This window comes from Lamprobacter sp. (genome assembly GCF_034860625.1).
Taxonomy (GTDB): domain Bacteria; phylum Pseudomonadota; class Gammaproteobacteria; order Chromatiales; family Chromatiaceae; genus Lamprobacter.
On the sequence record NZ_JAYESN010000016.1, the window covers coordinates 26,166 to 40,224 of the forward strand.

Consider the following 14,059-nt stretch of genomic DNA (forward strand, 5'->3'; position numbering starts at 1 on the left):
GCCTTGTCGGCATGCCGGGGCTACTGCCCGGGCGCCGGCTGCTGGAACTTGTCGAGCCGGGTCACTGAGATATCGCTGGTGAAGACCACGCCCATGTGTTTGTTGAAGAAGGGCGTCAGGCCTTCTAGGATGGGGCCGGCAAGATCCTCGGGAACGGCGGTGATGATCATCACCAACACATCATCGGTATTGAACATCAGATGACCTTCGTGGCTGCCATGCGAGCCTTTGCCGGAGAGGTTATGCACCAGGGTCCAGCCACTGACGCCGGCGCGCTCCAGCAGATCGATCACGAACTCTTGGTATTCCCCCTGAACGATAATCTCCAACTTCTTCATTGAGCTCTGTTTGAGCGCTTGCATCGTGAGTGACCTTATGTCATTGCGGTTTCAATAAAGAGCGGCTTCAAGACGACCCTCAGGAACCGATCAGGCCGAACCGATCAGGCCGATACGGATCGCGCCTCGCGCGACGTCTTAGCGTCGATCGGCGCCCAAGCGCCCGACTCGTAGCCCTGCAGGCATCCGTTCTGCGGGTCCAGTACCAGGAGCTTGATCCAACCATTGCGCACCAGTTCGCGTGGCTTATAGAGCCGATCCAACAGCCCCTGCACCAAGGGCAGCGGGGCTTCGATGAGGGTGAGCAGACGCATCGGCTTGTGATAGGGCCGGTCACCTTTGAGCACCGTCTGCGCGGGTAGCCCAGTGCGTAGATCACTGAGGTTGCCGCTCATCACGCCAAAGCGTCCGGTAATATTGTGGAAGACTTTGCTGCCACTGCCAAAACCTTCATTGTCGACCACCGAGAAATAATGCTCGAGGTTGATCCATTGGGCGACGATCAGCGGGCCGGAGAGGATGCTTTCGAGTAGGCGGCCTTGGGGATCGAGTCGATGATCATAGGAGTGCAGGAAGGCACGCCCGTCCAGATCGAGCCCACGCGTCAGCGCACGACCACCAATGATGAAGCTGGCATTCCTGGACAAGCCCCATTCGGGGCGCACCTGGGTCCAATCGAGCGCGTGGCGCTTGACGCGCCGGGCTGCGGTCTCTGGACTGCCGACGCCCTGCTCTTTGAGCTCGCGGCAGCGTTCCAAGGCGCACAGGCGCCCAGCCGCGGTCAGATCCTCTTGGATGCGAGTCATGCGTGTGAGCAGGGCGGGCGGGAGCTGATCCAGGTCGGCTGGCAGGATCTCATCGGTGGTGGTGTCGTGCAGCAGCGGGATGAACCAGGTCTCTTCCGGGATTGAGATGCCATCTTTGACAAGCAGCTCACGCACCTCGCGCCGATTGGCCATGGCGGCGAAGATGCGGGCGTTGATCAGCCCTTGATCGCCACCGCAGGCACCGCAGTCCAATGCCGACTCATAGGGGTTATTTTCCGAAGTGCTGCCATGGCCGACCACCAGGACAGTGCGGCCAAAGCCCCGGCTGAGGCCGATCGAGCGCAAGGCATTGCCGACCAGCTGTGCCTGGCGCTGGTGACGGAAGCCGATCTTGGCGAGATGCTCAAGCTGAATGCGCGCCTGGTCCGGGTTGACCCGGTACTCGACCTGCAGCGAGCGGATGAAGACCGCCTCGCTGGCCGGCTCGATGTCGAAACGATCGGCGAAGAGGGAGCCACGGCCCCGGCGTTGCCCGAGCGCGATCTCGCGCAGTTCGCGGATCATCGGATTGGTGAGTGCTTCGCGCTTGATGCCAAAATGCCGCTCGGCGGCGCGGATGATCATCTCGTCCTGCAAGTGAGTGATCAGCTCGCGTGCCTCTTCTTCGCTGATCTTATCGATCAGCAGACGCAGCGGCGGCTTTTGGCTCTCTAGCCGTTGCCGCCAGGTGTTGTAAGCCCGCGGCGCAAAGGTCTTGCCCACCATATCGAAGCCAAACAGCAGCCCGACCGCCTCGACCGTTACATAGGGCGCGAGCACCGTGTTCTTGAGGTCGTGCACCACCTCGTGCGCTAGCTCGTAGAGCGAGTGCGAGACCTTGGCATGGGTGTGCGGCATCTCGACGACGACATTCTGTGGCTGCACGACGGCCGGACAGAGCGCGGTCTCGTGGCCCTTGCCGAACTCGATGAAGCTGAGCGGGATGCCGAAGAAGCCGGCGATGCCATAGGTCTCATAGTCGCCGAGTAACTCGAGCTGGCGACGCAGGCGCTCGCTGCGCACATCGATACAGAACAGCGCCTGGACGCTCTCGCAGGGGCTGCTGAGATCCTCTTGGTTGTTCGCATCGAGCTGATTGGCTGCGCCTGGGGTCTTGGCGTTTGCGAGCGTTGGGCCGAGCGCGGCTAGCAGCCGATCGCGATAGGTCTGCTCGAGCGCACGGGTCCAGGTCATACCTTCGCTGGCCTTGAGCGCATAGAGCCCATTGATCAGCTGCAAGAGTCTGTGGTCCGGATACCCGAGCAGCTGATCACGAGCGATGCCGGCACGCTCGGCCATGGCCTGGATACGCGCTGCGCGGGTGCGGGCCTCGCGGGCTCGCTTGACGCGCTCATACTCGAGAAAGAGCGCATCCAGACGCGCCGGGTCGCCACGCTCGAGCGTAACCTCAATGCGGTGCGCGAAGTCCGGCAGTACGCTGCCGGCGTTGAGCTCGCGCCGCAGCAGGCATTCGTGGGGATGAGTTTCGGCAAAGGCTTTAAGCGCCGGCCAGCTGAGGTCGCGTTTCAGGCGTCGACCGGCGTCCTCGAGCAAGGCGAGGGCGAGCACCAGCCGGATGGCCAGGAAATCGACGAGATCCGCGGGATTGCGCTCTTGCCAGTAGTAGTGGCGGGCCTGGGCGCGCCAGCGCACGAAACCGGCCCAGCCATGGAGCTTGCTGAGCTCGAGGGTGAAGTTGTCCATCCAGAAGGCTTCTGGCACGCCGAGACGGCGCATGACCCGATCGATCATCACCTCGGGCTGGTCGGTCTCGGCGAGGATGGCGCCGACATCCATGCCCCGCATCTTCAAGCGCCGGTTGCGCCGCGCGATCCGGCTCCAGGCACGAAAGAGCCCTTGGCGGCGTCCAGGCATGCGCCAAATCGATTGGCCCTCGTCGAAGAAGTCCATCAGTCCTTTGATCAGCAGTTCGTTCAGCGTCTCGCCGATGCGGGTGCCAAAGAGCTGATCGACCGCATCGTAGAGGGTTAGCTCACGACCAAGCTGGGCGGCGAACGCTGGATTGGCATCGGCTGTCATCGCACTGATTCCCGGTTGGCGACCTGGTTGGCGGTCTGCTTGGCCAGGCTAAACTGTCTGGCCTGGCTGAGTTGGCTGAGCTGTCTGGTCTGCTTGGCGCTGATGACGATCACGGCACTGGCTGGCGAAGGCAAGCCAGCACCTCTTCGGCGCAAGGCACGCAATCACCGGGACTGGGTTGATCGAGCCCGGTCAGCATCGCCATCAGCAGGCGTTTGAGGAGAGCGTCAGCACCTGTTCTGGATTCAGCTCCATCTCCGGCATTGGCGCTGGTGTCCGCTTCACTGAGGATGTTGGCATCGGCTATGTTGTCGGCAAGCCAGGCGTCGACCTGGTCGCTGACCAGCGTCTCGAGTACGGCGAGGTCGATATCGCCCTCGGCGAGCATGCGCTGATAGTCGTTGCGGCGCAGCCAGCCGCGGGCATGGAAGAGGCGGCTCGCCTCGGCCACAGCCTGCTCAAACGGCAGGTGTTCGAGTCCGTGCAACGGGTTGTGATGGATGAAGTTGCGCATTGGCCAGAAAAACGGCAGCACCTCGCCGGCCATGGTGACCATGGAGCGGATCTTGAGACGCTGGCCGAGGCTGGGCAGGCTGTGCGGATCGACTTCCGATGTGCGCTCCGCGGTGCCTCTGAGCCTGTCCGCTGAGGTGGACCTGGTTGATTCCGGAGCAGGATGCTCGCTGGCCGAGCTGGCGGAAACGGGTCTAGCGGAAGCGGATTCGGAGCTGCTAGTCATAGGGCACGCTCTACCAAGAAGAGTCCAAACAGGGCCAACCCGAGCATGCCGGCGCCCTGAGCGACTGCGCTTGCCGGCTTAAGATCAGGATACTGGAGGTCGTCGCGCGGGATGCCAAAGACGATGCCAGTAAGCAGATTGGTACCGGCCCAGGTCCAGAGCAGCCATGAGATCCCGAGCGGCAACAAGGTGACCAGATCATGCCTGCCGACACCGCCAAAGGCTAGATCGGCAATGGCGAAGAAGCTAGGAGAAAAGGGCACGGCAATGGCGACCAAGACGGCGATGATGAACAGGGTCGAGAAGCGGGGCATGCGCTGCCCGAGCCCGGGATAGAGGCCAACGCGCGCGATACCAAAGCGGCGCGCCAGGCTGTCGAGCAAGAACAGCAGCGGCAGCAAGGGGAGCGCGAGTCCCAGTGCCGGCAGCAAGGGCGGTACCTGATGGGCAACGCCGACCCAGATCAGTGACAGCGCCGAGCTGTAGAGCTGCGCCAGCCAGATTCGCCCGTCGCGCGCACTCAGCATCCGAAAGGCATAGAGGAGGGATGTGGCGCCACCCCAGAGGGCGAAAGCGGTCATCAGGGTGGACGCTTGATCCTCAGCGAGCGCGAGTCCGAGCGCGATCAGGCCAACCCCCGCGAGCGGCATCAGCAGGATGAGTGCGGCCTGAGTCTGGGGTTGTCCAAGCCGACCCGGACGGGTCGACTGCAGCAGCAGATTGACGCCGATACTGAGCGGGAACAGTGGCAGCAGCAGGCCGGCGAGCAGGAAGCAGGCTAGGGTCAGCATCAATCTTTGACCTCAAACCCAGCGCAGCAGCGCGTTCAGGCGCTTGGAGGCGGCCAATATCGCCTCGCCGGAGCGGCTGTAGAGGTCGGCGATATAGAACTCGCGCGACATCAGTGCATAGAGGCTGATATAGGCCCCACGCCAGCGTCGGTTCAGGGGTTGGCGCTCGGCGGTGGAACGGAACACCATCAGCCAGCCACCCGCGATGAGCGCGATCAACAGCAGGAGCACCAACATGAAGGAGGTGACATTGACGGAAGCGGCTGCATACAGGGCCTCACGAAACGCCGGGTCAGGATAGAGCAGCGCATCGAAGGCATGGCCGACCAGCACATAGGTCAGGATCACCAAACCGAACGAGAGGATGACATAGATCAGTACCGAGAACGGCCGCTCGCCACCAATCTTGTAGACGAAGAACAGGGTCTGAGCGCCGGTGATCCAGCCGAAGAGCAGCAGAATGAGTGCGCCCTGATGATGCAGGAAGCCTTCATTGACCAGTTGGTGAGCGCCGAAGACGATCAATAGCGGCACGGTGATGGTGATGCCGGCGAAGATCACCCAAGAGACCGGAGGATGCGGTACCTTGCGCTCGACCATGAACCGATAGATCTCGCCTTCAGGGATGTTCGGGTCCTTACGCGCGTTGCCAATGATGGCGCCGGAGCCAAGGAAGAGCGTCGCCTTGAACACACCATGCGCGATTAGATGATAGATCGCCAGCGAGAAGGCGCCGAGGCCGCATTCCATCACCATGTAGCCCATCTGGCCCATGGTCGAATAGCCCAGCGCCTTCTTGATGTCGCTCTGCATCAACATCATCAGTGAGCCCATGATGGTGGTGATCAGCCCAACCGCGAAGGCGAGCAACAGCACCCCTTCGGTGTGCACGAAGATCGGCGCGAAGCGGTTGATCAGGAAGCCGCCGGAGTTGACGATGCCGGCATGCATGAGTGCCGAGACCGGCGTAGGTCCGTCCATGGTATAGGGCAGCCAGGTATGCAGCGGGAACTGCGCCGATTTGGCGAAGGCCGCAAGCAGGATCAGGACGCCGAGGGTCTCGGCGAGTGGTAGTCCGAGCAGTGTGGTGGTCTCGGGAGCGGCTGCCATGGCCGCGAACACCTCCGGCAGGGCCAGGGTGCCGAAGGCATGGTAGATGAGCGCAACGGCGGCGAGCAGGGGCAGGTCGCCGACCCGATGAGTGAATAGGGTCCAGAAGGCGTAGCGCGTCGATGCCGGACGACGGGTATCGTGATTGAGCAGGAAATACAGAAAGATACCGACCAGGTGCCAGGCGAGCAGTAATGTCAGCAGATCGCCGGCCATGACCATCAACAAGATCACCGCGACGATGCCATCGAGCAGTGCGAAGAACCGGGTGTAAGCCGGATCATCCTGCATGTAGCGCACCGAAAACACATGCACGACCAGGCTCACGCCGCTGACCAAGAGCGCCATCAGCGTGCTCAGCCAGTCGATGTAAAGGCTGAACAGCCCGAGGCCAAGACTGACCAATTGGCCAGGATCGGCGCTGAGCTGATCGGCGAATAAAAGCAGTGCGAACAGGAGCGTACCCGCACTCGCCCCCACGCTGATACGCGCGACCGACTCACCGAGACGCCCGGCCCCGAGCTGAACGGCGAGGGCCGAGAGAAGCATCAGTAGGGGGAGGGCGTAAGCCAAGTGGACCATGGGTTAGCGCAAGCGTCGGTCTGATCAGCAGTCAGGTGTATTGCGCTAGAAGCCTAGGCGGCGCGCGCAAATCGCCTGGCGAGTTTATCAGGATTGGTCTCGATCAGGCTTTCCCGGATCGATACAGCCGCCTTTGTCCAAGGCGATGGCGCCTGCTGCTTGCTATCCTTATGCAACAGCAAAGCCTTATGCGACAGCAAAACTGTGCATCCCGTATCGGGAAGCCCCTATTTCTCCGTCCGCGCAATCGCGCAGGTTCAGCCGTGTACCTCAACTATTTCGGCCTCAGCGAAGCCAGTTTCTCCATCACCCCAGACCCGCAGTATCTGTACCTGAGCGAGCAGCACCGCGAGGCCCTGGCGCACCTGCTCTATGGGGCTGGCGAGAATGGTGGCTTCGTCTTGCTGACCGGCGAGGTCGGCACGGGCAAAACAACGATCTGTCGTGCCTTTCTAGAGCAGACGCCGGAGCAGGTCGATGTCGCGCTGGTGTTGAATCCAGCGATGACCGCGATCGAGTTGATGCATGCGATCTGCCAAGAGTTCGGCGTTGCAACACCCGACCATCAGGACTCGGTCAAGGTGCTGGTGGATCGGCTGAACAGCTTCCTGCTCGATGCCCATGCGCGTGGTCGTCATCCGGTGGTGGTCATTGATGAGGCGCAGAACCTGCGACCCAGGGTGCTCGAACAGGTACGGCTGCTGACCAACCTCGAGACCTCGAAACAGAAGCTGCTGCAGATCTTTCTCATCGGTCAGCCGGAGCTGCGCGAGATGCTGGCCTCGCGCGAGCTGCGACAGCTCAACCAGCGCATCACAGCGCGTTTCCACCTGAGCTCGTTGTCAGCGCGCGAAACGGCCGCTTATGTCGATCACCGGATTGCCGTGGCTGGTGTGCAGAGGCCGCTGTTTAGCGCCGCGGCCCTGCGCGAGGTCCACCGGCGCTCGCGTGGCGTGCCGCGCTTGATCAACCTGATCTGCGATCGCTCGCTGCTCGGTGCTGCCGTGAGTCGGCGCATGCAGGTCACGCCGGCCATTGTGCGCCGGGCCGCGCGTGAGCTGCTGGCTGGCGAACAGCCTCAGCAATGGCCACAGCGCCAGTCGCCATGGGCGATGGCTGCAGCTCTGGTCTTGGCCCTCGGGCTCGGTGGCTGGCTAGGCGCCTCTGGCCTCTTTGAGCGCGCACAACAGCAGCTGGATCGAGCGGCCCAGGTCTGGGCCGAATTGAGCGCTGAGGAGGGCGCCGCGGTGCACTTGGCGGATGCCGATGCAAGCCAAGCAACCGATACCAGCGTCGCTGGCGGCAAGACTGAGCAGGCGCAGGACCAAGATGCGCCGCCCCCTGCTGATTCAGAGATCGGCGGTGAACAGATCGCCGGGGCAACCTCTGCGCTAGGAGCCGGGTCCGAAGCAATGTCAGATGAGCATTCCGGCGTCGAGTCTGGGGAAAATCTGGCCGCAAAGGCGGCAGAATCTCTCACCACTGTTGAGGATGCTCATACGACGCTGCCCGCAACCCATGATGGCATTCCACGCATCTCACTCGCGCGGATCAGGCCGCAGGTGCCAGAAGCCGACCTGAGCGAGCTTCCCGAGCTCTTGCTCGAGGAGGGCGAGTCGGTCTCGGCGCTGGTGCGGCGCTGGGGCTATGAGCCAGAGGTCGCTGCCGACTGTCAGGAGGTCACAACCCTAGGGCTCGACTGTGAGCGCTCTCGCGAACGCTGGAGCGACTTGCGCCTATTCGATCGGCCGGCCGTGCTGCAGCTCAGAGTCGATGGTCAGGAGCGGTATGCGCTGATCACCGGCATCGATGACGAATATGCCGTGCTCCAACGCGATGAGACACTGCGTCGCGTACCGATCGCCAGCCTCGATGAGCGCTGGTCGGGGGATGTGCTGATGCTCTGGCGGCTGCCGCCCAACGCCGTGCGGATGATCGGCCCCGGCACGAGCGGCGATGCCGTGCGCTGGCTCAGGGAGCAGTTGGCTGCGCTGCCCGACGCCTCGCTGAGCGATACGACCAGCAGGCACTATGACGCCAACTTGAGGACAGTGGTGCGGGAGTTTCAGGCTGCGCGCGGACTTGCGGTCGATGGCATCGCTGGGCCGCGCACCCTGATCCTGTTAAACAATGCGCTTGCAGACAACGAGATTCCGCGTTTGAGCCGGTCACGGAATCCCTAAAGATGCGCTTTCCGCCTGATCGCAGGACGCCACAAGCCGGAAAGCCCAGCACTGATGTGCTTGTCCTAAGTGGTCTGGTCGTCAGTGCGAATATCTCTAGCAGCGATTGACTGATTGGCTGATAGCCTCAACCCCCTATGTCTTACATCCTGGAAGCTCTGAAGAAATCGCAGCAGGCGCGCGAGATGGGTCAGGTGCCACGCCTGCAGGCGACGGCCTTTGATGATCCACCTGAGTTCGCTCGCTCCCAGCCCTGGGTCTTGGCCGCCGTCGGGCTGGCAGCGCTTGCGGCGGTGCTTGCGCTCTATGCTGCGCTGCGACCAACGGGCGCTCCTGATGCATCAATGGCGGACAGTGGCCCGTCTGAGCGAGTTGTCAGCGCCGACATTGGCGCCAGCAACAGCGCCGATGTCGGCGCGGTCAAGGATGCGGAACTTAGACCGGCTTCCGGTACAGCAGGCGATTCTGAATCGGAATCTCCAGATGGCCTTGACGGGCTTGCCGTCGCCTCTCAGCAGGGCGCTCGCGCGATCGGCCTAGAGCCTGATGAAGCGAGAACGGCAAACGCCTCATCAGGAGCAGCATTAGGTCTGAGTGACCCGGATGATCTCAGTGTCGAGCCGCAGGTGCTCATCGTGCCAGCACCACCGAAGCCGGGTGAGCGCCTCCCGCGCGGTGCCGATGAGCTGAGACGTGCGCTGCTCGGCCCCGATGTCTCGCCCTCGATCGAGCGCCGGCAGTCAAGCTCGGAGCGAACTGCCCCGCCGGCGCAGGATTCAACGCCAGTGCCACCGGAGCTGATTGCCGAGATCGAGGCGTTCAAGCGGACATTTCAAACCGAGGCTGGCACTGCATCCAGCACGAACTTCCAAGCGCCGGCGCGGGACAAGCCGGCCGTTTCAGAATCGAGCCCAGAATCGAGCCAAGTCAGCACCGACAGCAACGCTCAGCCGCATCGCCAAGGGAGAGCGGCTGACCGGCCGCCACCCTTATCATCGCGCTTGCGACAGCAGCTACCGCCGTTTCTGATGACGGTCCATGTCTACGACAAAGATCCCGCCCGGCGCTTCGTCTATCTGAATGGCTCGAAGGTCCGCGAAGGCGGGTTGACGCGCGATGGCTTCTTCGTCGAGCAGGTCCTCGCCGATGGCGCGATTGTGCGTTACGAGGAGCATCGCTTCTTCCAGTCGCCTTAACAGGCAACCGATGATCCTATAAACCGCAGATGACGCAGATTTTCACAGATTAAAATAATATAAAACAAGATCTTAGCAGGTTTAGCAAGGCCACCCATCAGGTGAAGCGATGAACGGCTGCAATGCATTGAAATCTCTGCGTTAACCTGCGCCATCTGCGGTTGAAATGCGCTTTTTAGGATGATGCCTGATGCCCGAGCTGGTTTTCGGCCCCCCGAGCCAGCCTAAGCAAAGGCGATGAGGCGGACAGCATCCAAGCGCAGTCGACTATTGGCGAGCGCCTCAGCCAGCGCATCTCGCTCCGCTGCCAGGGCCTCGATCTCCTCGGCGCGTACCGCCGGGTTTCGACGCGCCAGTGCCCGCAAGCGCGCGAGCTCGGCGTCAAGCTGCTCACGCATCAGCTGACTTGCCTGCTCCCTTAAGGCGCGGCTCTCGCGGCTGGCCTGCTGCTCAACTAGGGCCACCATCGCCTCGATGACCTTGCTCTTGGCCTTTAACAGCGCGCGTGCCAGCGGTCGGCGTGGACGCAGACACTTGCCGCCAAGGGTATTCGGGTCGATCTCAGCGCTACGCTCTTGGCCCTGTTCGTCGATCAGCATGCGCCGCGCCGTCGGTGGCAGGAAGCGCTGCGCATTCAGAATCGGCGGTGCTGGGCATTCGGCCACATAAACCGCCTCCAACAGCAAGGCGCTGGAGGCAAAACCGGGGGCTTGGGTCAGAACCAATGCGCTCGTGCCCATGTGCGAGCCTGTGATCAGCTCCAGTGCGGCACGCGCCATGGGATGCTCGCGGGTCAGGAAGCCTCGGTCTTCATGCGCGAGACCATGCTGGCGGCTGAAGGTTGCCGTCATTCCCTCATCCGGGAGCTCGGGGAAGCGCTCTTGCAGCATGTGATTGCCGGGACGAACCACGATACTGCCACCCGGACCAATCTCACGCTCGACACCAAAGGCATCCCAGAGCCCGGTCAAGAAGGTCTCGAGCGTCGGATCTTGATCTTCCGCCTCGAGCGCCTCGACCAGTGCCGCGCCGCGCGCGGGTCGATGCGAGCTGAGCTCGAGCAGCCGATCCCGACCAGCGGCGAGCTCGGCGTCGAGCCGCGCGCGCAGGGTCTTGGCCTCGGTGATGAGGCTGTCGATCTCGGCAGGCGCTGGCGCTGGGTCTGCGAGCAAGGCCTCCAGTGTCTCACGCTGCTCCCAGAAAACTGCTGGGGCTGCGGGTTGATGGGCAGAGAAGGCATCGAGACCCTCATGATACCAACGGAAGAGGATCTCATCCGCGGTATCGGCTCGGTAGGGGACATGGATGCGGATGGTCTCGGTCTGGCCAATTCGGTCGAGACGCCCGATCCGTTGCTCCAGCAGTTCCGGGTCGGCGGGCAGGTCGAACAGCACCAGATGATGGGCGAACTGGAAGTTGCGCCCCTCGCTGCCGATCTCGGAGCAGAGCAGGATCTGGGTGCCTTCCTCGGGGTCGGCAAAGAAGGCGGCGGCGCGGTCGCGCTCGACAATCGGCATGCCTTCATGGAAGACCGCAGCCTGGATGCCGGCGCGCTCGAGCAGGGCTCGGCGCAGATCGAGCAGGGTCTCGGCGGTGGCCGTGATCAGCAACAGCTTAGCGGGCGCGAGGGCTCGCAACTGTGCGATCAACCAATTGAGCCGGGGGTCGCTGTTGAGCCAGTCCGAGTTTTCGATCGCCGCCAAGAGCGCATTGATGGGGTCGAGCGCATCCATGGCATCGATCGCATCCAGCGTGCCGGCTGTGGTGGCAGCGCGCTGGTCGGCCTCCTCCTGGGGGTCGTCTGCTCTGTGCCGATCGCCCTGATCGCCCTGATCGCTTGAAACATCCTGTGTCAGTCGTGCAGGATGCAGCTCGCGTTGCGGAAAGCCGCTGATCGCCGCGCGAGTATTGCGGAACAGCACCCGGCCGGTGCCGTGGCGGTCGAGTAACTGATCGATGATGGCCTGGCGATCCTCTTTGGTCTCGGAATCTGTGGTTGACGCCATCTCGGCGTCATCGAGCAATGTATCGAGCTGCGCCTGCTCCTCTTCGGTCAGCGGCGTTTCCTCGAGCAGACGGCTGACTAGCGCAGCTACCGGGGCGTAGCCCTGCTCCTCGTCCAAGAAACGCTGGTAGTCACCGAACCGCTCCGGGTCGAGCAGCCGCAAGCGGCCGAAATGACCAGCGCGACCGAGCTGTTCAGGAGTCGCGGTCAGCAGCAGCACGGCTGGCGTGATAGCCGCCAATGCGGCAACCAGGTCATAGGCAGGGCTGCTGGCCTCGGGTGACCACTCCAAGTGATGTGCCTCGTCACAGATCAGCAGATCCCAGCTGGCATGAAGCGCGGCATCGGCCAGGCTCAGATCCCCGGTCAGCAGGTCCAGGCTGCAGAGGATCTGCTGCTCGGACTCGAATGGATTCGGCGCATCAGCACCTCCCGCCAGGGCATTGGCGCGGGCGTGATCGAACAACGCAAAGCGCAGATTGAAGCGTCGCAACAGCTCAACCAGCCATTGGTGCAACAGCGGCTCAGGCACCAGGATCAAGACCCGGCGCACGCGCCCGGCCAGCAGCAGTCGATGCAGGATTAGACCAGCCTCGATGGTCTTGCCAAGACCGACCTCGTCAGCCAGCAACACACGCGGATGATGGCGGTCCGCTACCTCAGCGGCGATATGCAGCTGGTGCGGAATCGGGCTGATGCGCGCACCGAGCAGCCCGCGCGCGGGAGCGGTTGCCAGCTGCGCGGTCTGATCCAGGGCCTGCATGCGGAGCCGAAACCAGTGATCACTGTCGAGACGCCCAGCCCGCAGGCGCTGCTGTGGGCGGCTGAGGCGCAGCCTGGGGTCGATACGGGTCTCGGGCAGCGGCTGTTCGTTGCCCGCTGTGTCGCGCACCAGATAGGTGATGAATCCATTGTGCTCGAGCAGGTCGACCACGGTCAGGTCTTGACCTTCGAGGTCACGCAACAGCTCGCCGGCGGCAAGCCGAGCCCGCCACAGGGGCGTATTGTCGGCTGCATAGGTGCGGCGCTCACCGGTTGCTGGAAACAGCAGGGTGACGCGCCGATGCTCAACGGCTTCGACCATGCCGAGCCCGAGCTCGGGCTGAGTTTCAGAGAGCCAACGTTGGCCAACGGCAAAGGCGGGGGCGGGCTCAGGCATAGGGCAGCTCGGGCGACTGAAGGGCGCAGATCAAAAGGACGGAGGTGAAATCCAACATAACAGGCGAATTATCCGGACTTTTGCCTTTGCTCGCTCGACTGCGTGATCTGAACATCAAGCAGGCGGCGATGTAGCCTGGCCGCAAAGCAGCGATCAGCAACCGCCTCAGGGTTTTTCCCGCTGCGCACAAGCGCCAGTGGGGTCCAGCGATTTGCGATGCGCGCGTGCCAGCGCGGCGCTATCTTGGCCGCACGCTGGTGACCAGCACGCGCTCGGCATCGATGCGCCATTGAATCTCCAGGTCGTAGAGCTGCAGCGCGAACTCGCGCCGTTCAGGATAGCGATCCATGTAGCCGGGACGGGGATCTTGGGCGATCACCTGCTCGATCAGATCGCGCAGCCGCAGACGGTTATCGACGTCCTGCTCGTTCATCTGGCGGTGGGCTTGTTCGCTGAAGTCGACCCGGAAACGGGCTTCCGGACGGGTATTGGCGAAACCTCCCACGGCGTCAGTAATCGCATCGGCATAGGGCACATAGGGCTTGATATCCAGAATCGGCGTGCCGTCGAGCAAATCGGCGCCAGCAACTCGGAGCATCAGTCGTTTGCCTTGACGCTCGAGTCCGTGCTGGGCAACCGCCGAGATCCCGATCGGATTCGGTCGATAGGGCGAGCGGCTGGCGAAGACCCCGACCTTGTCGCGTCCGCCTAGTCGCGGTGGCCGAACCTGCGCGCGCCAACCGGCCTGGAGGCAGTCCTGGTGGAAGACAAAGACTAGCCAGACATGGGAGAAGCCTTCAAGCCCGGCGAAGGCCTCTTCGCGGTCATAGGGCGGCAGGAGCTCGATTCGCGCCTCGGCGGCGGTGACCAGCCGCGGCTGCCTCGGAATGCCGAATTTGTCGGTATAGGGTGAACGGCAGAGGCCGATCGGCTCGAACTCAAAACGCATCTGGTGGTTGCCCTCTTAGTAGCCTTTGTAGTGGCCTTTTAGCTGCCTTTATATTGTCATTCGCCCTGACTTGCAGACCATAGGCTCTATGCCCTGCGGTTCTTTGCTGTCCGGTGATCAGGTCAGATGGCTATAGCTGCCTGTTTAGCTGCCGTTCGTCG

9 protein-coding genes are annotated in these 14,059 nt (G+C 62.7%); 2 read left to right on the forward strand and 7 right to left on the reverse strand.

The features are described from left to right. Window positions 1–20: 20 nt before the first annotated feature. From VBE63_RS06295 to VBE63_RS06315, 5 genes are all read right to left on the reverse strand, one after another. On the reverse strand, window positions 21–338 hold the full coding sequence (locus tag VBE63_RS06295; protein ID WP_323682153.1) for a P-II family nitrogen regulator: 318 nt from the start codon (window positions 336–338) through the stop codon (window positions 21–23). A gap of 104 nt (window positions 339–442) precedes the next feature. Further along, window positions 443–3,184: a DUF2309 domain-containing protein gene (locus VBE63_RS06300; RefSeq protein WP_323682154.1), complete on the reverse strand. Its 2,742-nt coding sequence runs from the start codon at window positions 3,182–3,184 to the stop codon at window positions 443–445. Between the two features lie 109 nt (window positions 3,185–3,293). Then, entirely contained in the window at window positions 3,294–3,740 is a 447-nt protein-coding gene (locus VBE63_RS06305) for a putative inorganic carbon transporter subunit DabA (RefSeq protein WP_323682155.1), read from the reverse strand. A 179-nt stretch (window positions 3,741–3,919) separates the two neighbouring features. Continuing rightward, the gene (locus tag VBE63_RS06310; RefSeq protein ID WP_323682156.1) at window positions 3,920–4,714 is read right to left on the reverse strand and encodes a hypothetical protein; all 795 of its coding nucleotides are present in this window, start codon (window positions 4,712–4,714) and stop codon (window positions 3,920–3,922) included. Window positions 4,715–4,726: 12 nt separating this feature from the next. Further along, window positions 4,727–6,406, reverse strand: coding sequence for an NADH-quinone oxidoreductase subunit L (locus VBE63_RS06315; RefSeq protein WP_323682157.1), 1,680 nt, complete (start codon window positions 6,404–6,406; stop codon window positions 4,727–4,729). A 263-nt stretch (window positions 6,407–6,669) separates the two neighbouring features. On the opposite strand from VBE63_RS06315, the gene VBE63_RS06320 reads away from it, so the two are divergent. Both VBE63_RS06320 and VBE63_RS06325 read left to right on the forward strand, forming a co-directional pair. Further along, window positions 6,670–8,589 (forward strand): ExeA family protein, encoded by a 1,920-nt coding sequence (locus tag VBE63_RS06320; protein ID WP_323682158.1) that lies wholly within the window; start codon window positions 6,670–6,672, stop codon window positions 8,587–8,589. A 137-nt stretch (window positions 8,590–8,726) separates the two neighbouring features. Continuing rightward, entirely contained in the window at window positions 8,727–9,785 is a 1,059-nt protein-coding gene (locus tag VBE63_RS06325) for a general secretion pathway protein GspB (RefSeq protein ID WP_323682159.1), read from the forward strand. A gap of 224 nt (window positions 9,786–10,009) precedes the next feature. Here VBE63_RS06325 and rapA read toward each other — a convergent pair whose 3' ends face one another. Both rapA and tsaA read right to left on the reverse strand, forming a co-directional pair. Then, window positions 10,010–12,949: an RNA polymerase-associated protein RapA gene (rapA, locus tag VBE63_RS06330; protein WP_323682160.1), complete on the reverse strand. Its 2,940-nt coding sequence runs from the start codon at window positions 12,947–12,949 to the stop codon at window positions 10,010–10,012. 238 nt (window positions 12,950–13,187) lie between these two features. Continuing rightward, window positions 13,188–13,898: a tRNA (N6-threonylcarbamoyladenosine(37)-N6)-methyltransferase TrmO gene (gene tsaA, locus VBE63_RS06335; protein WP_323682161.1), complete on the reverse strand. Its 711-nt coding sequence runs from the start codon at window positions 13,896–13,898 to the stop codon at window positions 13,188–13,190. Window positions 13,899–14,059: the final 161 nt, after the last annotated feature.

Bases quoted from the DNA above. Each gene is read 5' to 3' on its own strand.
- VBE63_RS06295 (WP_323682153.1), bottom strand. From the start codon at position 338: ATGAAGAAGTTGGAGATTATCGTTCAGGGGGAATACCAAGAGTTCGTG.
- VBE63_RS06300 (WP_323682154.1), bottom strand. From the start codon at position 3,184: ATGACAGCCGATGCCAATCCAGCGTTCGCCGCCCAGCTTGGTCGTGAG.
- VBE63_RS06305 (WP_323682155.1), bottom strand. From the start codon at position 3,740: ATGGTCACCATGGCCGGCGAGGTGCTGCCGTTTTTCTGGCCAATGCGC.
- VBE63_RS06310 (WP_323682156.1), bottom strand. From the start codon at position 4,714: ATGCTGACCCTAGCCTGCTTCCTGCTCGCCGGCCTGCTGCTGCCACTG.
- VBE63_RS06315 (WP_323682157.1), bottom strand. From the start codon at position 6,406: ATGGTCCACTTGGCTTACGCCCTCCCCCTACTGATGCTTCTCTCGGCC.
- VBE63_RS06325 (WP_323682159.1), top strand. From the start codon at position 8,727: ATGTCTTACATCCTGGAAGCTCTGAAGAAATCGCAGCAGGCGCGCGAG.
- rapA (WP_323682160.1), bottom strand. From the start codon at position 12,949: ATGCCTGAGCCCGCCCCCGCCTTTGCCGTTGGCCAACGTTGGCTCTCT.
- tsaA (WP_323682161.1), bottom strand. From the start codon at position 13,898: ATGCGTTTTGAGTTCGAGCCGATCGGCCTCTGCCGTTCACCCTATACC.